Below are 17,668 nucleotides of genomic sequence, written 5' to 3'. Positions count from 1 at the left end.
TCAAAGGTGTGAGTGTAGGGAAACCGGATGGGACGCCTCTATGCGTACATATCTGCGGGTACACACACGATTGAGGAGCGGGGGACGGGGCAGCGCCCCGGTTCGGGAAGGGGCGGGGTGGGGGACAGGGCCCGCAGGGCTAGAAGACGCCGCCCTTTACCGTGATCGTGATCTCGCTTCCCTTCGGCGCCTTGTCGCCGCCCGACACCGACTGGTCCTTCACCTCGTCGCCCGGGAACAGCAGCGGCTTGTCGACCTTCACCGTGAAGCCGAGGTCTTCCAGCTCCCGCTTCGCGTCATCCGTGCTGAGGCCCTTCACATCCGGGACCTCGATCATCTGCTGGCCCTTGGAGAGCGTGAGGGTCACCGTGTCGCCCTTGGCGCCGTCGGTTTCGGCCTGCGGGGACTGGGCGGCGATCGTGCCGCGGTCCTCCTCCGAGAAGATCCGGCGCTCGGCGAACTTGACCTTGAAGCCCGCCTCGCGCAGCTCGGCGCGGGCGTCGGCCGGGGCGTCGCCGGTGAGGTCGGGGATCTCGATGGGCTCGCCCTTGCTGACCAGGATGTTCACGGGCGTGTCGGGACGGCGGACGGAGTCCGGGCCGGGGGTGGTGGAGACGACCGTGTTCTGCGGGGTCTCGTTGCGGAAGGTGCGGGTCACCTTGCCCACCCTCAGCCCCGCGTCGGCGATCTTCTGCCTGGCCTCGGTGAGCGGGCGGCCGACCACATTGGGCACCTCGGCCCGGGGCGGCCCCTGGGAGACGTGGATGGTGACGGTGCCGGTGGAGCGGATGCGTTCGCCGACGCCGGGCTTGGAGCTGATGACCTTGTTCTTGTCGACGACGTCGCTGTAATCCTGGACGACCTTCACGTCCAGACCGGCGCTCTCAAGCTTCTTCTCGGCGTCCGAACGCGTCATCTTCAGCACGGACGGCACATTGGTGAACTGCCCGGCGCTGATGTACCAGACCCCGGCGCCGATGCCGAGCGCCAGCAGCACGGCGGCGACGATCGTCACCACGCCGCGCCGCGGCATACGGCGGCGCGGGGCCGGGGCCGGGGGCTCCGGGGGGAGTTCCAGGCGGCTGGTGTGGTTCACCTCGTCCTGCGCCATGGCACCCGCCGGGCGCGGGATCACCGTCGTACGGGCTTCGGAGCCGTCGTCGGGCAGCGCGTGGGCCTGCGGCGGTACGGCGTCCAGCTGTACGTCGGTGAGCGCGGCCCGCGCTGTCCGCACCTGGCCGAGGAGGTCGACGGCGTCGGCCGGGCGCAGGGCGACATCGCGCGCGGTGGCGGAGGCGACCAGCGCGTCCAGCGCGGGCGCGACCTCGGGCGCGGCGACGGACGGGGGCGGGACGTCCTCGTGGAGGTGCTGGTAGAGGACCTGTGCCGGGGTGTCGCCGCCGTGCGGCTTGGACCCGGTGAGCATTTCGAAGAGGACCACACCGCACGCGTAGACATCGGCTCGCGTGTCGGCCGTACCGTGTTCGATCTGCTCGGGCGCGAGGTAGGAGACGGTGCCCAGGACGGATCCGGTCGAGGCGCTGGTGTTGGTGTCCACCGCCCGGACCAGGCCGAAGTCGGCGACCTTGACCCGGCCGTCGTCGCCGATCAGCACGTTCTCCGGCTTCATGTCGCGGTGGACGAAGCCCGCGCGGTGGGCGGCGCCGAGGGCGGCCAGGACCGGTTCCAGGATGTCGAGGGCGGCACGCGGCTGGAGGGCCCCGCGCTCGCGCAGGACGTCACGCAGGGTGCACCCGGCGACGTACTCCATGGCCAGGTAGACGTGCGGGCCGTCCGTGCCCTGGTCGTAGACGCCGACCACATTGGCGTGCGCGAGTCTGGCGATGGACTTGGCCTCGCGGATGAAGCGGTCCACGAAGGCGGCGTCCGAGGCGAGGCTCTGGTGCATCACCTTCAGGGCGAGAACGCGGTCGAGCCGCGTATCGACGGCCCGGTAGACCGTCGCCATCCCGCCGACGGCGATGCGCGCCTCAACGCGGTAGCGGCCGTCGAGCACCTGCCCGACCAGAGGGTCCTGGAGCGTCGTATCCACGAGAAGGCAGTCTACGAGCCGTCACGGCCGCTCCGGGCCGCCCGCCCCATCTCCGGTCCGTACTGCGACACAACGGTGACTTGGGCCTCAGTTGTGCGAGGCGGCGGCGAGCGCGGCCAGCTCCTCCAGGGCGGAGGTCCAGGCCAGGGCGGCGTACTCGGCGTGCCGGGCCTTGGCGTCGTCCGGGAGGTCGAGCACGCGGATGCCGGTCTCGGCGAGGCGGAGGCGGGTGCCCGCGCCCTCCGGGGAGAGCGTGAACTCGACCACGGTGGCCTGCCCGGGGCCGTCCGGCGCGCGGTCGGGCGCGTGGGCCAGCCGGAAGCGGAACAGGGCGTCGGGCACCGCCCGCTCGACCCGGCCGTGGAACTCCCCGTGCTCGTCCCAGCGGAAGCGGACGGTGCCGCCGGGGCGCGGCTCGATCTCGCAGCCGCCGGGGGCGTACCAGGTACGGATGTGCTCCGGCGTGGTCAGCACCCGCCAGACGCGGTCGATGGGAGCGGAGACGTATGTCTCACGTTCGATCCGGTCGGCCACGGGCACGGCTGTTGGTTTTGGCACGGTTGTCGGTTCGGGCACGGCTGTCGGTTCCCTCACGGCGACCACCTCCGCATTCCACGGTAGGCCTCCCCGGAAGGCGGCGTTACGCGAACGCGGGCCGCTCCGGGTCCAGCGCGGCCAGCCCCTCGCCCGGGGACGACGCCTCGGCGAAGTGGCGGCGGGGGATACGGCCCGCCCGGTGCGCGAGCCGCCCGGCGGCCACCGCGTGCCGCATCGCCGAGGCCATCAGCACCGGCTCCTGGGCGCGCGTCACGGCGGAGGCCAGCATGACCGCCGCGCACCCCAGCTCCATGGCGAGCGCCGCGTCGGACGCCGTGCCCGCGCCCGCGTCGAGGATCACCGGGACCTGGGCCCGCTCGGTGATCAGCTGGAAGTTGTGCGGGTTGCGGATGCCGAGGCCGGAGCCGATCGGCGAGCCCAGCGGCATGATCGCGGCGCAGCCGACGTCCTCCAGCTTCCGGGCCAGCACCGGGTCGTCATTGGTGTACGGCAGGACGGTGAAGCCGTCGTCCACCAGGGTCTCGGCGGCGTCCAGCGTCTCGATCGGGTCGGGGAGCAGGGTGCGCTCGTCGGCGATGACCTCCAGCTTCACCCAGTCGGTGCCCAGTGCCTCGCGGGCGAGCCGGGCGGTCAGCACGGCCTCCCCGGCGGTGAAGCAGCCAGCCGTGTTGGGCAGCGGGCGGATGCCGTGCCGGTTCAGTACGGACAGCACCGAGCCCTGCACGGCGGGGTCGAGGCGGCGCATCGCGACCGTGGTCAGCTCGGTGCCGGAGGCGATCAGCGAGCGCTCCATGATGTCCAGGCTGGGCGCGCCGCCCGTCCCCATGATCAGGCGGGAGCCGAAGGACGTACCGGCGATGGTGAGCGGATCGGCGTCGGTGAGGACCTGATCCAGCGTGGCAGGGTGCGTCATGGGGGGTCAGCCTCCTTGGACCGCGGTGAGGACCTCGACGCGATCACCGTCGCCGAGCGGGGTCGCGGGCCACTGGCCGCGCGGGACGACCGTCTCGTTGACGGCCGCGGCGACGCCCGAGGGCGCCTGGGTGAGGGTCGCGACGACCCCGTCGAGGGTGGTCCCGCCGGGCAGCTCGCGGGGCTCGCCGTTCACGGTGACGCTCAGGGTGACGGTCATGCGGTGTGCTCCTGTATAGCTGCTGGGGGAGTCGCGGCGGCTGGGGTGGCCGCGAAGCGCTTCGGCGAGAACGGCCGCGCCTCGGGCGGGAGTTCGCCGCCCGTCAGCGCCTCGGCCATGGCATCGCCGGTGATCGGGGTCAGCAGGACGCCGTTGCGGTAGTGGCCGGTGGCCAGCTGGAGGCCCGGCAGTTCGGTCGGGCCGAGCAGCGGGGCGTTGTCGGGGGAGCCGGGGCGGAGCCCGGCGAGGGTCTCGACGAGCGGCAGTTCGGTGATGCCGGGCACCAGCTCGTGCGCGTCGCGCAGCAGCTCGTACACCCCTCCCGCGGTGACCGTGGTGTCCCAGCCCAGCTCCTCGCTGGTCGCGCCGACGACCAGGTCGCCGTTCTCGCGCGGGACGAGGTAGACGTGCCCGCCGCGTACGACGGCCCGTACGGTCCGGGACAGGAAGGGCGCGTACGGGCCGGGTACCGACAGCCGCAGGACCTGGCCCTTGACGGGGCGTACGGGCGGCAGGACCGCCTCGGGGACGCCCGGGAGCCGCCCGCTGAGGCTGCCCGCGGCCAGCACGGTCTGCCCGGCGGTCAGGCGCGCGCCATCCGCCAGCTCGGCCCCGGTGGCCCGGTCGCCCTCCACTAGCAGCCGTTCCACGGCGGCCCGGTGGAGGTCCACTCCGGCGCGCTCGCACGCCGTCAGCAGCGCGGCCGCCAGCCGCCGCGGGTCGACCTGGTGGTCGCCGTCGACGCGCAGGCCCCCGCGCACGCCCGGCGCGAGCATCGGCTCCAGGCGTCGGCATTCGCGCCCCGTGAGCCACTGTGCGTCCAGACCGAGCCGCTGCTGGAAGGCGTGCAGCTCCCGCAGATGGGCGCGGTCGTCCGCGTCGAGCGCGACCGAGAGCGTGCCGCAGGTGCGGAAGGCCAGGTCATGGCCGCTCGCCTCCTCCAGCTCCGCCACGAAGGACGGATAGCGGCGCGCCGAGGCCAGATTCAGTCCGAGCAGGGTCTGCTCGCCGTAGTGCAGTTCGGTGACGGCCGCCAGCATCCCGGCCGCGACCCGGGCGGCCCCGCCGCCGGGCGCCGGGTCGGCGACGGCGGTGCGCAGGCCCCGCTGGGTCGCCCGCCAGGCCGTGACCAGGCCGATGATGCCGCCGCCGATGACGAGGACGTCGTACGGGGTAGCGCTGCCCTGGGGTGCTCGGGCTGTGTGATGTGGGGTGTGCATGGGCTGGTCGCCCCCTCCCTTCGCCGGCATGACCCGGATCAGGTTCGTACGGTCGGAGGCCGCGCCAGCCTCCCTCTCAGCCCGGTGCGCCCGGGCTCCCGCGAGTGCTCTGTCCCGCCACCCTAGTACGCGCCCCGAATCGGCCGGAAGGGAGCGTCCCGGGCGGCGCCGGGCATGAGGCCCCGTGTCCGCGATACGACAGGACGTCCGGCCCGTCGGGCTGTGCCCGAGATCTCGTCGTGCGCTCTCCGGTCCGCCCCACCTGCCGCAATACAGTGATCGTGTGAGCGATGAGACGACGAAGACGATGGCGTCCTCGGCGGGTGGCGGCGGACAGCGGGTGGTGATCGTCGGCGCGGGCATGGCGGGGGTGCAGACCGCCGTCGCGCTGCGTGAGCAGGGCTGGAGCGGGGAGATCCTGCTGCTGGGCGCCGAGCCCCACCAGCCGTACGACCGGCCGCCGCTGTCCAAGGCCGTACTGCTCGGCAAGGCCGAGGGGTCCGCGTTCGACGTGGACTTCGCCGCGCTCGGCATCGGGCTGCGGCTCGGCGTCGCCGTGACCGGGCTGGACGCGGCGGGGCGGACGGTCGCGACCGGGTCGGGCCCGATCCCGTACGACGTCCTGGTGATCGCCACCGGCGCCGAGCCGATCGCCCTGCCCGGCAGCGAGGGCGTGCCCGGTGTCCACCTCCTGCGGACCCTGGACGACGCCGAACGGCTGCGCCCGGTGCTCGCCCGGCAGGACGAGATCGTGGTGGTCGGGGCGGGCTGGATCGGCGCGGAGTTCGCGACCGCGGCCCGCGAGGCGGGCTGCGCGGTGACGGTCGTCGAGGCCGCGGACCGGCCGCTGGTGGGCGCCCTCCCGGCGGAGGTCGCGGCCCATATGACCGGCTGGTACGCGGACTACGGCGCCACCCTGGTCACCGGCGCCCGGGTGACCGGCATCGACCGGAACGGGCTCCAGCTCGGCGACGGCACCAGGCTGCGGGCCGGTGCGGTGGTCATCGGCATCGGCGCCCGGCCCGCGACCGGCTGGCTGGCCGGTTCGGGCATCGAACTCGCCGAGGACCGGTCCGTCGCCGCCGACGAGGGGCTGCGTACGTCGGCGCCCGATGTGTACGCGGTCGGCGACTGCGCGTCCTTCCCCTCCGCCCGCTACGGGACCCGGCTGCTCGTGCACCACTGGGACAACGCGCTCCAGGGGCCGCGGACGGTCGCCGCCAATGTGGTCGGCAGCCGCACCGCGCACTTCCCCGGCCAGGTCTACGACCCGGTGCCCTACTTCTGGTCCGAGCAGTTCGGGCGGTTCGTGCAGTACGCAGGACACCACTCGGACGCCGACGAACTGGTCTGGCGGGGCGACCCGGACGGCGCCGCCTGGTCGGTGTGCTGGCTGCGGGACGGGGCCCTGGTCGCCCTGCTGGCGGTCGGCCGTCCGCGCGATCTGGCCCAGGGCCGCAAGCTGATCGAACGCGGTGCCCGGCTGGACCGCACCCGGGCCACGGATCCCTCCGTTCCGCTGAAGTCGGCCGTTCTGTGACGGCCCCGGAGGGGCCCCGGAGGTCCGCTCGGCGGACGCCCGGCTACCCACTGTCAGTCCCAGATGGCAGGCTTGTCCTGTGACCGAGATTGACGCAAAGATCGATGCTCTCGTCCCCGCCTGGCTCACTCTCCCCGACGTCGCCGACCGGATCGGCGTCGAGGTGACGCGCGTGAGGCAGCTGGTCAAGGAGGGCCAGCTGATCGCGGTGCGCCGTGGCGAGAACCGGGTGCTCCAGGTGCCCGAGGACTTCGTCGGTGACGGAAAGGTCGTCAAGGGCCTCGTGGGCACCTTGACACTGCTCAAGGACGACGGCTTCAGCGACGAGGAGATGCTGGAGTGGCTCTTCACCCCTGACCCGAGCCTGCCGGGCACCCCGGCCCAGGCGCTGCGCGAGAATCGCGGGACGGAAGTGAAGCGGCGCGCGCAGGCGCTCGCCGTCTGACGCCGTCCGCCGTTTCCTGTCCGCCGTTTTCCGTCCGCCGTTTCCGAACCACCACCAGGCGTACGGGCCGGGCCGACCGCTGTCATCCGACGGCGGTCGCCCGTCCCGGCCCGTGCGCCGCACGACCCGGGGGGAAAGCCACCCATGACCGCACGCGAGCAGCTGGCCGACGCCCGCCTCTACCTGTGCACCGACGCGCGCAAGCGCCAGGGCGACCTGCCGGAGTTCCTGGACGCCGTGCTGGCCGCCGGGGTGGACATCGTCCAGCTGCGGGACAAGGGCATGGAGGCCGCCGAGGAGCTGGACCACCTCGCCGTCTTCGCCGACGCCTGCCGCCGCCACGGCAAGCTGCTCGCCGTCAACGACCGCGCCGACGTCGCCCACGCCACCGGCGCCGACGTGCTCCACCTGGGCCAGGGTGACCTGCCGGTCCCCGCGGCGCGCGCCATCCTCGGCGACGGCCCGCTGATCGGGCGCTCCACCCACGCCGAGGCCGAGGTCGACGCGGCCCTCGCCGAGCCCGGCGTGGACTACTTCTGCACCGGCCCCTGCTGGCCCACCCCCACCAAGCCGGGCCGCCACGCCCCCGGCCTCTCCCTGGTCCGGCACGCCGCCGCCCGGTGCCCGGCCCGGCCCTGGTTCGCGATCGGCGGCATCGACGCGTCGAACCTGGACCAGGTCCTGGAGGCGGGAGCGCGCCGGGTCGTCGTGGTGCGGGCCATCACCGAGGCCTCGGATCCGGCGGCGGCCACGGAAGCGCTGGCGAAGCGTGTGCGAGCGACAGATGTCTAGCAGGTGTCGGAGTTGAGCCCGGCTCGATATTTCCGTCCGCATTGCGGACAGGAGCCCGGCAAAACCCCCATAACCACGTTGCCGGGTGGGCTCCGACCACCCGGCTGGCTAACCTTCGCGTATGGCCCTAGGCACCGCTTCCACCAGGACTGATCGAGCCCTTACCGTGCGTGACCTGCTCGCGTCGGGTGAGCAATCGTATTCCTTCGAGTTCTTCGCCCCCAAAACGGACAAGGGGCAGCACACGCTGTGGAACGCCATCCGCCGACTGGAGGCTGTCTCACCGACCTTCGTCTCCGTGACGTACGGCGCGGGCGGCTCTTCCCGTGAGGGCACCGTCCGCGCCACCGAGCAGATCGCGACCGACACCACCCTGACCCCCGTCGCGCACCTGACCGCGGTCAACCACTCCCTCGCCGAACTGCGCAACATCATCGGCCAGTACGCCGGTGCCGGAATCCGGAACATGCTCGCCCTGCGCGGCGACCCGCCCGGAGACCCGATGGCCGACTGGGTCAAGCACCCCGACGGCATCACCTACGCCGCCGAGCTGGTCCGCCTGATCAAGGAGTCCGGGGACTTCTGCGTCGGTGTCGCCGCATTCCCCGAAATGCACCCGCGCTCGACGGACTGGGACACCGACATCCGTCACTTCGTCGACAAGTGCCGCGCGGGCGCCGACTTCGCGATCACCCAGATGTTCTTCTACCCGGAGGACTACCTGCGGCTGCGTGACCGGGTCGCGGCCTCGGGCTGTACGACACCGATCATCCCTGAGATCATGCCGGTCACGAACGTCAGGCAGATCGAGCGGTTCGCGCAGCTCAGCAACGCCGCCTTCCCGCCGGAGCTGGCCGAACGCATCCTGGCGGTGAAGGACGACGCGGCGGCTGTACGCTCGATCGGGATCGACTACGCCACAGAGCTGTGCGCGCGGTTGATGGCCGAGGAGATCCCCGGGCTTCACTTCATTACCCTGAACCACTCCACGGCGACGCTGGAAATCTACAAGAATCTGGGACTGCACCAGCGGTCCTGATACGGCGGCCGAGGGGCAGCCGCACTGAGAGGGGCGGGCATGGGCTGGACGGTCCTCTACATCGCTTTCGGCGTCGTGGCGCTGTGGCTGTTGGGAGAGGTACTGCTGCAGTACAAGGCGCGGCTGCGCTGGCGGCTGCTGGCCTTCGTCGGCTTTCTGGGCGTAGTGGTCGGGGTGCTGATCCCGGCGGTGGTGGTGATCGCGATCGGTGCGATCACCTTCGCGGTCGGCCAGACGTACGTCACCCTCTCCTTCCGCCAGGGCTTCGAGAAGGGCTGGGCCCTGGAAGGCCTCCCCGGGCTGCCGGGGCTGGGCCGTGGGCGCGAGCGCGACCCGCTGCCGGACGGTCCGGAGCCCGAACCGGCCCTGCGGATCTCGGACGTCGAGGACGTCCGGGTCGAGCGGCCCGAGCCGCCCACCTACCGGCCGGAGCCGATGCCGGACGACACCAGCGAGTACGGCGTCTACGAGGAGCCGTCCCCGTTCACCCCCGCCGGCGGCGGCTACGCGGACCCGAACGCGGGCTACAGCGCGTACGAGACGTACGCCGGTTACGGTACGCAGGACGCCCAGGGCGCCCCCGGCTTCCAGGACCAGCCGGGCTTCCAGGACTCTGCCTACGGTGACGTGGCCTACGGCCAGGGCCAGGACGTGTACGCGGACGCCGCGCAGTACGGCTACCAGGACCAGCAGGCGTACGCCGCGTACGGACAGGACCCGTACGCGGGCGCCTACGACGGCGCCTATGACCAGCAGGCCTACGCCCAGCAACAGCCCTACGCGCAGCAGCAGTACGCCGACCCGTACGCGGGCTACCAGCAGGACCCGTACGCCTTCGGCGGCGGCGACCACTACGCGGCGGACGCCTCGTACGGCTCGCCGCAGCAGTACATGCCGGGCGCCGACGCGATGGAGCCGGGCGGGCCCTGGGTCCCGCAGCAGCGCGAGGGCGACCTCCCGCCCGGGCAGCCGGGCCAGCCCGGCCAGCAGGATCAGCCCCCGTACCCCTACGACGACCAGCAGGGCTTCCAGCAGGGGTACGACGAGCAGTACCGCTTCTGACGCGCTCCGGTGCGTTCCGTCTGATGAGGGCCAGGACGGGCGCGGCTCACTGCGAGCCGCGCCAGTCCTGGCCTTCGACGATGAGGCCCGCCACCAGCGCACCCGACATTCCGGCGTGGGCCAGCCCGCCGCCCGGGTGGGACCAGCCGCCCGCCAGATAGAGGCCCGGGAGCCGGGTGAGGTTGGCGGGGCGCAGACAGCGGCCCTCGGCACCGGCCAGCGCCGGGCCCGGCACTCCGCCGCCCGCGACTCCGGTGTCCGAGGCGGTGTCCCGGGGGGTGCGCACCTCGCGCCACAGGATGCGGTCCCGCAGCTCCGGTATGGCCGCTTCGGCGGCCGTGACGAGCCGGTCCGCGCTCTCCTCGGCCGCCTTCCCGCCGGTCCAGTCGACCGGTCCGTGCGGGGCGACGACCGCGCTGAGGGTGACGGCCTCGTGGCCGTCGTCGGGGCGGGTCGCGGGGTCGTCCGGGCGCAGCACGGTCACCGTGGGGCGGGGACAGGACGTACGCAAGCCGCCACCCCCTTGGCCCGCTGAGAAGACGGCGGTCAGTTCCGCGTCGCGGTCCGGGGTGTGCACCACGGTCCGGTGCACCGCGCCCTCGGGTCGGCCGCCGCGCAGTGCCAGGAAGACCGTGAGGCGGCCGGGAGGGCCGCTGACGGGCCCCGGCCCGGGCGTGACGTCCTCGCCCTCCCGCCATGGCTCCTGGCCGCCGAGCAGGGCGGGCAGCAGCGCCGGGTCGATGCCCGCGACCACCGCGTCCGCCTCGGCGACCGTGCCGTCGGCCAGCTCGACCCCCGCCGCCCGGCCGTCCTTCTCGACGATGCCGGTGACCTCCGCCTCGAAGCGGAACTCCACCTTGCGCTTGCCGCAGCGCTCGTACAGCGCGTCGGCGAGCGCCCGCATCCCGCCGCCGACGTACCAGGTGCCGAAGGTCTGCTCCACATAGGGCAGCACGGTGGCGCTCGCGGGGGCGGTGCGCGGGTCCATGCCGTGCGCGAGGGCGTGGCTCTCCAGCAGGGCGGCGGCTCGCGGGTCGCCCAGCTCGCGCCGCGCCACCTCGGCCAGGGTGGGCAGCTGCGGTCGGCCGCCGCCGCGCGCGAAGAGCCCGCCGAACCAGCCGCGCCGCTCGGGGGGCGCGGCCGGATACGGATCGCCGCCCAGCACCCGCCAGTCGGTACGCAGCGGCTCCTCCAGCAACGGCCGGCGGGTGGCGTCCCACACCTCGCGCGCCCGGTTGACCAGATCGCTCCAGCGCTCGCCCGCGCCCGCGCCGAAGGCGCCGTCCAGCGCCTGGAGCACCCCGGCGCGCGACGCGTTGGGCAGCAGGACCTCCGTACCGTCGGCGAAGAGGTGCCGCGCCGCCGGGTCGACCTGGGTGAGCTGGACCGTCTGCTCCAGGGACTCCTTGCCGGTCTTCATGAACAGGTCCCGGTAGACGGCGGGCAGCCGCAGCAGCCCCGGGCCCGTGTCGAAGCGGAACCCGTCCCGCTCGAACAGCCCGACCCCGCCGCCATGGGCCGGCCCGCGCTCGTACACCACCACCCGGTGGCCCGCGACGGCCAGCCGGGCGGCAGCCGCCATGGCGCCCATCCCAGCGCCGATCACCGCAATCCGTGCCATGCCAGTGACTTTATCCGGCCCCACCGACAGCCCCGCGCCCGTCCCCAGGCACTGAGTACCCGTACCTAGTCGGCGAGATGAGTAGGCGCGCGGATGGGCGGCCGCCCCCGCAAACGAGAGAGTGGTGCACACGGAAGGACGCGGACCGGACCGCCGACACGGGGCGGCGGAACGGCACGGTGCCCTTCCGGACGGGGGAGCCGCCGGGGAATACGCCCCGGGGGCTCTCACGGGGGAAAACGGGGGAAGTACGGGGGAGTACGGGGGGAGGCGCTGTTCCGCGGCGGGTCGATGGGGGTCGAACCGCTCCGGAACAGCGCCTTCTGTTTTCGTACGGGTCAGCCCGGAGCGGGTGCCCCCTTGGCCAGGGCTCCCCCTACCCGACCTTGCAGCAGTCGGGACAGGGCGGCATGGACGTCGTCCAGCGACCGCTCCGGCTGATAGGACTGCCAGTCGAGCGCGGCCACCAGCACCATCCCGAACAGCGCGGAGGCGGTCAGCGGGATGTCGATGTCGTCGCTCAGCTCCCGCGCGGCGACCCCGGCCCGCAGCTCGGTCTCGATCACCGTTATGGCCTGCTGCCTGACCATCATCAGGGTCGACTGCCAGGCCCGGTTGGTGCGCCACAGCTCCGCCACGTACAGCTGGGTCAGCGCCGGATAGCGGGAGATGAAGTCCAGCCCGGCCCGGACCATGGCGTCCAGCGCGTCCACATGGCTGCCGCCGCGCTCGGCGTTCTCGTCGGCGGCGCTCTGGAGCGAGGCGGTGAGCAGCTCGACGCCGTGCCGCAGCAGCTCCTCGAAGAGCACGGTCTTCGACGCGAAGTTGTAGTAGACCGTGCCCTTGGCCACCCCGGCCCGCTCGGCGATCTCGTCCACGGTGGTGGAGGAGAAGCCCTGTTCGGCGATGAGGGTGACCGCTGCTTCGAAGAGTTTCTGCCGGGTGCCCTGGCGGCGCGTGCTGCTGCTGTCCATGGCGCCGATTCTGCCCGCTGGCCGAGTGGTCCCGCTCACAGGGACAGCTCGGGGTGCAGCCGGTCGACCGACCACACCTGCCTGCGCCGCGCCGACCACGCGGTGAGCGCGAGCGCGGCCGCGCCGAAGCCGAGCAGCACCCCGCAGCCGACCCACACCGGGCCGAGCCCGCCGCCCGTGATGAGCCGCCGCAGCCCGTCCACGACGTAGCTCATCGGCAGGAACGGATGGATGGCGCCGAAGAACCCGGGGCTCGTCTGCACCGGATAGGTGCCGCCCGCCGAGGTCAGCTGGAGCATCAGCAGCGCCAGGACGAGGATCCGCCCGGCCGGTCCGAAGCGCGCGTTCAGCCACTGCACGATCGCCGCGAAACAGGCGGCCACCAGCATCAGGAAGCCGACCGTGCCCGCGGCCCGCACCATCTCCAGCCCCACCGCCCAGTGCAGCACGGCCATCAGGGCGACCGTCTGCAGCGCTCCGATCGCGGCGACCGGCAGCCATCCGGCGAGCGCGACGCGCCAGGAGGAGGCGCCCGCGGCGACCGCCCGGGCGTTGAGCGGCGGGATGAGCATGTAGGCGACCATCGCGCCGACCCACAGGGACAGCGGGATGAAGCACGGGGCGAAGCCGGTGCCGTAGTTGGGCGCCTTGTGCAGCGCCTGGTCGACGAGCTGGACGGGGTCCGCCATCACCCCCGTACGGGCGTCCCGGTCGTGCTTGTCGTAGGCGGGGATCTTCGCGGCGCCGTCGTGCAGCCCGCCGGAGAGCGTGCCGGAGCCGTCGGCCAGCTTGACCAGACCGCCCTTCAGGGAAGTCGACCCGGTGCGCAGCTTCCCGACCCCGCTGTCCAGGGTGGACGCCGCGGAACCGGCCGTGGTCAGCCCGCTGTGCAGCTTGCCCGCGCCCTTGGCGACCTTGTGCGCCCCGGAGTTGAGGGCGTTGACCTTCTTGACGGCGGAGTCGAGGTCGGTGCCCAGGTGCGGGGCGCGGTCGGCGAGCAGCCGGGCCTTGTCGTGCAGATCGTTCAAGTCGGCCGTGAGGGTGTCGAGTCGGCCGGTGTTGTCCCGCACGAGCTTATTGACGTCCTCGGCCACATCGGCGGCGCGATCGGCCGCCCCTACCGCCTTCTTCAGCGCCGGGCAGTCGGGGGCGATGGCCACCGCGCCCTCGCAGCGGGTCCGGTAGTCGGCGGCCAGCTCGTCGGACGCCTCGCGGGCGTCCGTGGCGGCGGTGGAGGCCTCGTCGGGGAGGTCGTCCAGGTCGTCGGACGCCCGCTGGGAGGCGTCCGCGACCAGCCGGGCGACGTCGCCGATCTCCTTGCCGTGCTTCTTGAGGAACGGACCGGCCTTGTCCGACACGTCGTTCACCGTGTCGGCCAGGGACTGGGTGCCGTCGGCGACGCCGCCCGCGCCCGTCCGCAGCGTCCCGGCGCCCTTGTTGAGCTTGATCAGCCCGGACTTCAGGCCCTGGCTGCCCTTCTTCGCCGTGCCCAGGCCCTTGGCGAGGTCACCCGCGGCGGTCCTGGCCTTGCCGATGCCGCGTCCGAGGTCGTCGGCGCCCTTGGCGGCCTTCACGGTCCGTCCGTGGATGTCGGCGAAGGACACGAAGATGTTGTCGTAGAAGCCCCGGGACGCCTTGGTGGAGGCCGCCGCGCGCACCTCGGAGAAGACGCTGCGGGAGATCTGGCCGACGATGTAGTTGTTGGCGTCGTTGGTGCGCACCCTGAGGGCGCCGGTCTCCGGGCTCTTGCCGGAGCTGGAGGCGATCCGCTCGCTGAAGTCCTCGGGCACGGTGAGCGACAGGTAGTACGTGCCGTTCTCGACGCCCTCGCGCGCCTCGGCGGCGCTGGTGCGGTGCCAGTCGAAGGTCTTGCTGCCGAGCAGCTTCTCGGTGAGGTCGTCGCCCGCGGTGAGGTGCTTGCCCTTCGCGGTGGCGCCGTCGTCGGAGTTGACGAGCGCCACCGGGATCTTGTCGAGCTTGCCGTACGGATCCCAGAACGACCACAGATAGAGCGCGCCGTACAGCAGGGGCAGCAGGAGCAGGGCGGCGAGCGCCGCCCGGGGGAGCTTCCCCCTGCCGAACCGCTTCAGCTCAAGCGCGGCCAGTTTCGGTGAGCGCATCCGCCGCCTCCTCCTCGTCGTCGTGCTTGTCCCCAGCGGTGGTGGACACCGCCACGGCGTCTTCCGGGGCCTGGCTGCACACCGCGAGGACCGTGGTGCCGTCCTCGGCGAGCCCCCGCAGCAGCGCCCAGGCCCGCTCGCGCTCGGCGTCCGAGAGCTTCAGGTCGGTGTCGTCCACGGCCAGCAACCGAGGCCGGGAGATCAGCGCGAGCGCCACCGACAGCCGCAGCGCCTCCAGCCGCTCCAGGTCCCGTACGGCCGTACGAGGCCCCTTGGGCAGCGCCGCCAGGTCCAGCCCCGCCGCCGTGAGGGCCGCCTCGATCGCGGCCCGGGAGGCGGCGGCACGCTCCCGGCGCGGCCGCAGCAGCCCGCGCGGCGAGTCCCCGAACCGGCGCTGCAGCAGGGCCCGCTCGCGCAGATGCTCGGCGACCGTCAGCGCAGGTTCGAGTTCGCTGACGCCCGGCACATGGGCGAGCGCGCTGATCCGGCGGATCCGGCGCATCTCCTGGGAGACCCGGAAGCCGCCGATGGCGGCCTCCCCGGCGGTGGGGCGCATCCGGCCGGTGAGCGTGAGCAGCAGACAGGTGCGGCCGGAGCCCGAGGGCCCCTCGACCGCGATCAGCGACCCGGGGGCAGCGGCGACGTCGACGTCGCGATACGCCCAGCCGTGTGAGCCCTTGACGCCGAGTCCGCGGGCCGTCACCGCCGCTCCGGCGACCCCGTCCGGGGTGCCCGTCACGAGAACCACTCCCTGCGTGAATCATCAACTTTTTGAACTGACCAGTCAGTTCAAATCAGTATGGGGGATCACGGAGCGGGCGCCCATGCCGGGGGTGGGGCGAGAGGTGAAAGGTGCAGGTCAGGGCCGATTGTCAGTGGGGTGTCCCACGATGGGTCCATACGGCGGCCGCTCTGTCGCAGACCCGGCCGCTACGCGACGACAGGAGGTTCGTCATGGCCAGTACCGCCGCAGAGCGCCGGCACCGTGCCGCCGCCCCTGCCCCTTCGCCTGAGGGCCCTTCGTCGACCGGCCCCGCGAGCGACGTCCACCCCGTTCTCCGCCGCTCCGCCGCCCCGCCCGCCGCACTCGACCTGCTCTCCCAGGCCCACCGGGGGTTGGAGGAGGCCGCCGGGCTGGAGACCGCCAATGAGCGGTTCGCCACCGCGCATCTGGCGGCCCTGCGCGCGGCGGCCGCCGTGCTCGCCGTGCGGGGGCGCCCCGAGACCTCGGCCCGGCGCCGCGCCCGCATCCGCAGCACCTGGGAGGTGCTCCCGGAGATCGCCCCCGAACTGACCGAGTGGAGCGCCCTGTTCGCCTCCGGCGCCGAGCGTCGGGCCCGCGCCGAGGCCGGTATACAGTCCGCGGCCACCTGCCGTGACGCGGACGATCTGCTGCGCGCCGCCGCCATGTTCCTGCGGCTGGTCGAACGGATGCTGGTGCTCCAGCCCACGCTGCCCCGGCAGAGCCCGGCGGCGGACGGCGAGCCGGGCAGCTGAAACCACCACGGGACCGGCCCGGGCGGCGGAGGCAATAGGCTGGGACCGACGTCAGTAACCCGTCGTCGCCGCCCCCGGCGGTGACGACACCGCGCCGAGGAGCCACCCGCCGTGTCAGACCCGCAGCGCCCCCGTGCGTCCCTCCGTACCGCCGTGGTCTGGGAGGTCCTGAAAGACGCCCTGGAACGGCGGACCAAGGCCGTGGGCGGGGCACGCGGGGCGCTCGACGTGCTCGACACCGGGGGCGGCAGCGGCAACTTCGCCGTGCCGGTGGCCCAGCTGGGCCACCGCGTGACGGTCGTCGACCCCAGCCCCAACGCCCTGTTCGCGCTGGAGCGGCGGGCCGCCGAGGCCGGGGTCGCCGACCGGGTGCGCGGTGTCCAGGGCGACGCCCACGGCCTGTTCGACGTGGTCGAGCGCGGCGGCTACGACGTGGTCCTGTGCCATGGCGTGCTGGAGTACGTGGACGACCCCGCCGAGGGCCTGCGGAACGCGGCGGACGCGCTGCGCCCGGCCGGAACCCTCAGCGTGCTCGCCGCCGGGCTGGGCGGCGCCGTGCTCGCCCGCGCCCTGGCCGGTCACTTCACCGAGGCCCGGCAAGCGCTTACCGGGCCGGATGGCCGCTGGGGCGAGGGCGACCCCGTACCGCGCCGCTTCACCGCCGACCAGCTGTCCGGGCTGGTGGCCGCGGCTGGGCTGGAGATCGCCGCGGTGCACGGCGTACGGGTCTTCGCCGACCTGGTGCCCGGCGTGCTGGTCGACACCGAGCCCGGCGCCCTCGACGCGCTGCTGAAGCTGGAGGAGGCGGCCGCCGAGCTGCCCGCGTTCCATTCGGTCGCCACCCAGCTGCACGTCCTCGCCGAGCGCGACTGACGGTCCCGTCGTCCGCACACCGTTCCCGTTCCATTCCGTGAGGGATGGCGCAGGTGGAGTAGGCCACAGGGCACCCGCTGGGCCGTCCGGCCCCGTATGATCGGGGTACACCGTCCGGCATGGCGAATCGGCGGGAGGGGAATGGACGTCTCAGCGTCAACTTTCGTCACACACGTAACGGTGGGCGAATTGGCGTTGAGGGGCGGGTTTCACGGGGGCGATTCCCTGCCTATCCTGAAAGGGCCGCACCCCGGTCGCCCCCCGCGACCGACGAGTAGGAGGACTCCGTGCCGCTCTCGGAGCACGAGCAGCGCATGCTCGAGCAAATGGAGCGAGCGTTGTACGCCGAAGATCCCAAGTTCGCGACAACGCTTGAGGGAAGCGGCCTGCGCACGTACACCCGGCGACGGGTATACCAGGCGGTCGCGGGATTTCTGGTCGGCATCGCGCTCCTCATGGTCGGAGTGATCGTTCCGCAGATCTGGATCAGCGTGGTGGGATTCCTCGTCATGCTGGGATGTGCGGTGCTCGCCGTGACGGGCTGGCGCAAGGCGCCCAAACCAGGTGAGGCACAGCGGGCCGGCGGGGCCGGACAGCCCAGCCGTCAGGGCCGCCAGCGCCGTTCCATGATGGACCGCATCGAAGAGCGGTGGCAGCGCCGCCGCGATGAGCAGGGTCACTGATACCGGTAGATTCACAGGCTGAGAACTCACGGGTGAGGGGCGGTCGCCACAGGCGACCG

Annotated in this window: 17 protein-coding genes and 1 riboswitch; of the genes, 8 read left to right on the top strand and 9 right to left on the bottom strand. The window is 72.9% G+C overall.

What is annotated here, in order from left to right; translation table 11 throughout:
* Window positions 1-139: 139 nt before the first annotated feature.
* From pknB to thiO, 5 genes are all read right to left on the bottom strand, one after another.
* Entirely contained in the window at window positions 140-2,053 is a 1,914-nt protein-coding gene (gene pknB, locus ACFV9T_RS39540) for a Stk1 family PASTA domain-containing Ser/Thr kinase (RefSeq protein WP_385447841.1), read from the bottom strand.
* A gap of 87 nt (window positions 2,054-2,140) precedes the next feature.
* Window positions 2,141-2,587, bottom strand: coding sequence for an SRPBCC domain-containing protein (locus tag ACFV9T_RS39535; protein ID WP_385447839.1), 447 nt, complete (start codon window positions 2,585-2,587; stop codon window positions 2,141-2,143).
* 106 nt (window positions 2,588-2,693) lie between these two features.
* Window positions 2,694-3,524 carry a thiazole synthase gene (locus tag ACFV9T_RS39530; protein ID WP_385447836.1) on the bottom strand — a complete coding sequence of 277 codons (831 nt, stop codon included), beginning with the start codon at window positions 3,522-3,524 and terminating at the stop codon, window positions 2,694-2,696.
* Window positions 3,525-3,530: 6 nt separating this feature from the next.
* A complete protein-coding gene (gene thiS / locus ACFV9T_RS39525; RefSeq protein ID WP_385447833.1) occupies window positions 3,531-3,743 on the bottom strand; it encodes a sulfur carrier protein ThiS in 213 nt (70 codons plus the stop codon).
* A complete protein-coding gene (gene thiO / locus ACFV9T_RS39520; protein ID WP_385447830.1) occupies window positions 3,740-4,963 on the bottom strand; it encodes a glycine oxidase ThiO in 1,224 nt (407 codons plus the stop codon). The genes thiS and thiO overlap by 4 nt, the downstream gene beginning before the upstream one ends.
* Window positions 4,962-5,075, bottom strand: a riboswitch (TPP riboswitch). Its footprint overlaps the gene before it by 2 nt.
* A gap of 195 nt (window positions 5,076-5,270) precedes the next feature.
* Between thiO and ACFV9T_RS39515 the strand changes: the two genes are divergently transcribed.
* The 5 genes from ACFV9T_RS39515 (at window position 5,271) to ACFV9T_RS39495 (ending at window position 9,841) form a co-directional block, all read left to right on the top strand.
* A complete protein-coding gene (locus ACFV9T_RS39515) occupies window positions 5,271-6,503 on the top strand; it encodes an NAD(P)/FAD-dependent oxidoreductase (protein WP_385447887.1) in 1,233 nt (410 codons plus the stop codon).
* 79 nt (window positions 6,504-6,582) lie between these two features.
* Window positions 6,583-6,948: an Rv2175c family DNA-binding protein gene (locus ACFV9T_RS39510; RefSeq protein ID WP_385447827.1), complete on the top strand. Its 366-nt coding sequence runs from the start codon at window positions 6,583-6,585 to the stop codon at window positions 6,946-6,948.
* A gap of 144 nt (window positions 6,949-7,092) precedes the next feature.
* Window positions 7,093-7,740, top strand: a complete 648-nt coding sequence (thiE, locus tag ACFV9T_RS39505; protein WP_385447825.1) for a thiamine phosphate synthase — start codon at window positions 7,093-7,095, stop codon at window positions 7,738-7,740.
* A gap of 121 nt (window positions 7,741-7,861) precedes the next feature.
* A complete protein-coding gene (gene metF, locus ACFV9T_RS39500; protein ID WP_385447822.1) occupies window positions 7,862-8,779 on the top strand; it encodes a methylenetetrahydrofolate reductase [NAD(P)H] in 918 nt (305 codons plus the stop codon).
* Window positions 8,780-8,818: 39 nt separating this feature from the next.
* A complete protein-coding gene (locus tag ACFV9T_RS39495; protein WP_385447819.1) occupies window positions 8,819-9,841 on the top strand; it encodes a hypothetical protein in 1,023 nt (340 codons plus the stop codon).
* 46 nt (window positions 9,842-9,887) lie between these two features.
* Here the strand turns inward: ACFV9T_RS39495 and ACFV9T_RS39490 are convergent, their stop codons facing one another.
* The 4 genes from ACFV9T_RS39490 to ACFV9T_RS39475 all read right to left on the bottom strand — a co-directional run bounded on the left by ACFV9T_RS39490 (window position 9,888) and on the right by ACFV9T_RS39475 (window position 15,304).
* The gene (locus ACFV9T_RS39490) at window positions 9,888-11,462 is read right to left on the bottom strand and encodes a phytoene desaturase family protein (protein ID WP_385447817.1); all 1,575 of its coding nucleotides are present in this window, start codon (window positions 11,460-11,462) and stop codon (window positions 9,888-9,890) included.
* A 338-nt stretch (window positions 11,463-11,800) separates the two neighbouring features.
* Window positions 11,801-12,436, bottom strand: a complete 636-nt coding sequence (locus ACFV9T_RS39485) for a TetR/AcrR family transcriptional regulator (RefSeq protein ID WP_385447814.1) — start codon at window positions 12,434-12,436, stop codon at window positions 11,801-11,803.
* A 35-nt stretch (window positions 12,437-12,471) separates the two neighbouring features.
* Window positions 12,472-14,556 (bottom strand): YhgE/Pip family protein, encoded by a 2,085-nt coding sequence (locus ACFV9T_RS39480; RefSeq protein WP_385447812.1) that lies wholly within the window; start codon window positions 14,554-14,556, stop codon window positions 12,472-12,474.
* A complete protein-coding gene (locus tag ACFV9T_RS39475; RefSeq protein WP_385447810.1) occupies window positions 14,528-15,304 on the bottom strand; it encodes an ATP-binding cassette domain-containing protein in 777 nt (258 codons plus the stop codon). The genes ACFV9T_RS39480 and ACFV9T_RS39475 overlap by 29 nt, the downstream gene beginning before the upstream one ends.
* A 206-nt stretch (window positions 15,305-15,510) precedes the next feature.
* Here ACFV9T_RS39475 and ACFV9T_RS39470 point away from each other — a divergent pair, with 206 nt between their 5' ends.
* From ACFV9T_RS39470 to ACFV9T_RS39460, 3 genes are all read left to right on the top strand, one after another.
* Window positions 15,511-16,053 carry an SAV_6107 family HEPN domain-containing protein gene (locus tag ACFV9T_RS39470; RefSeq protein WP_385447808.1) on the top strand — a complete coding sequence of 181 codons (543 nt, stop codon included), beginning with the start codon at window positions 15,511-15,513 and terminating at the stop codon, window positions 16,051-16,053.
* 111 nt (window positions 16,054-16,164) lie between these two features.
* The gene (locus ACFV9T_RS39465; RefSeq protein WP_385447805.1) at window positions 16,165-16,926 is read left to right on the top strand and encodes a methyltransferase; all 762 of its coding nucleotides are present in this window, start codon (window positions 16,165-16,167) and stop codon (window positions 16,924-16,926) included.
* A gap of 287 nt (window positions 16,927-17,213) precedes the next feature.
* Entirely contained in the window at window positions 17,214-17,609 is a 396-nt protein-coding gene (locus ACFV9T_RS39460) for a DUF3040 domain-containing protein (protein ID WP_385447802.1), read from the top strand.
* Window positions 17,610-17,668: the final 59 nt, after the last annotated feature.

Source organism: Streptomyces sp. NPDC059850, assembly GCF_042731515.1.
In the GTDB taxonomy this organism is placed as follows: Bacteria; Actinomycetota; Actinomycetes; order Streptomycetales; family Streptomycetaceae; genus Streptomyces.
This window is presented reverse-complemented; position numbering and strand designations above follow the sequence as displayed.

Coding starts and splice junctions, on each gene's coding strand:
- ACFV9T_RS39530 (WP_385447836.1), bottom strand. CDS start 3,524: ATGACGCACCCTGCCACGCTGGATCAGGTCCTCACCGACGCCGATCCG.
- thiS (WP_385447833.1), bottom strand. CDS start 3,743: ATGACCGTCACCCTGAGCGTCACCGTGAACGGCGAGCCCCGCGAGCTG.
- thiO (WP_385447830.1), bottom strand. CDS start 4,963: ATGCACACCCCACATCACACAGCCCGAGCACCCCAGGGCAGCGCTACC.
- ACFV9T_RS39515 (WP_385447887.1), top strand. CDS start 5,271: ATGGCGTCCTCGGCGGGTGGCGGCGGACAGCGGGTGGTGATCGTCGGC.
- thiE (WP_385447825.1), top strand. CDS start 7,093: ATGACCGCACGCGAGCAGCTGGCCGACGCCCGCCTCTACCTGTGCACC.
- metF (WP_385447822.1), top strand. CDS start 7,862: ATGGCCCTAGGCACCGCTTCCACCAGGACTGATCGAGCCCTTACCGTG.
- ACFV9T_RS39495 (WP_385447819.1), top strand. CDS start 8,819: ATGGGCTGGACGGTCCTCTACATCGCTTTCGGCGTCGTGGCGCTGTGG.
- ACFV9T_RS39490 (WP_385447817.1), bottom strand. CDS start 11,462: ATGGCACGGATTGCGGTGATCGGCGCTGGGATGGGCGCCATGGCGGCT.
- ACFV9T_RS39485 (WP_385447814.1), bottom strand. CDS start 12,436: ATGGACAGCAGCAGCACGCGCCGCCAGGGCACCCGGCAGAAACTCTTC.
- ACFV9T_RS39480 (WP_385447812.1), bottom strand. CDS start 14,556: ATGCGCTCACCGAAACTGGCCGCGCTTGAGCTGAAGCGGTTCGGCAGG.
- ACFV9T_RS39470 (WP_385447808.1), top strand. CDS start 15,511: ATGGCCAGTACCGCCGCAGAGCGCCGGCACCGTGCCGCCGCCCCTGCC.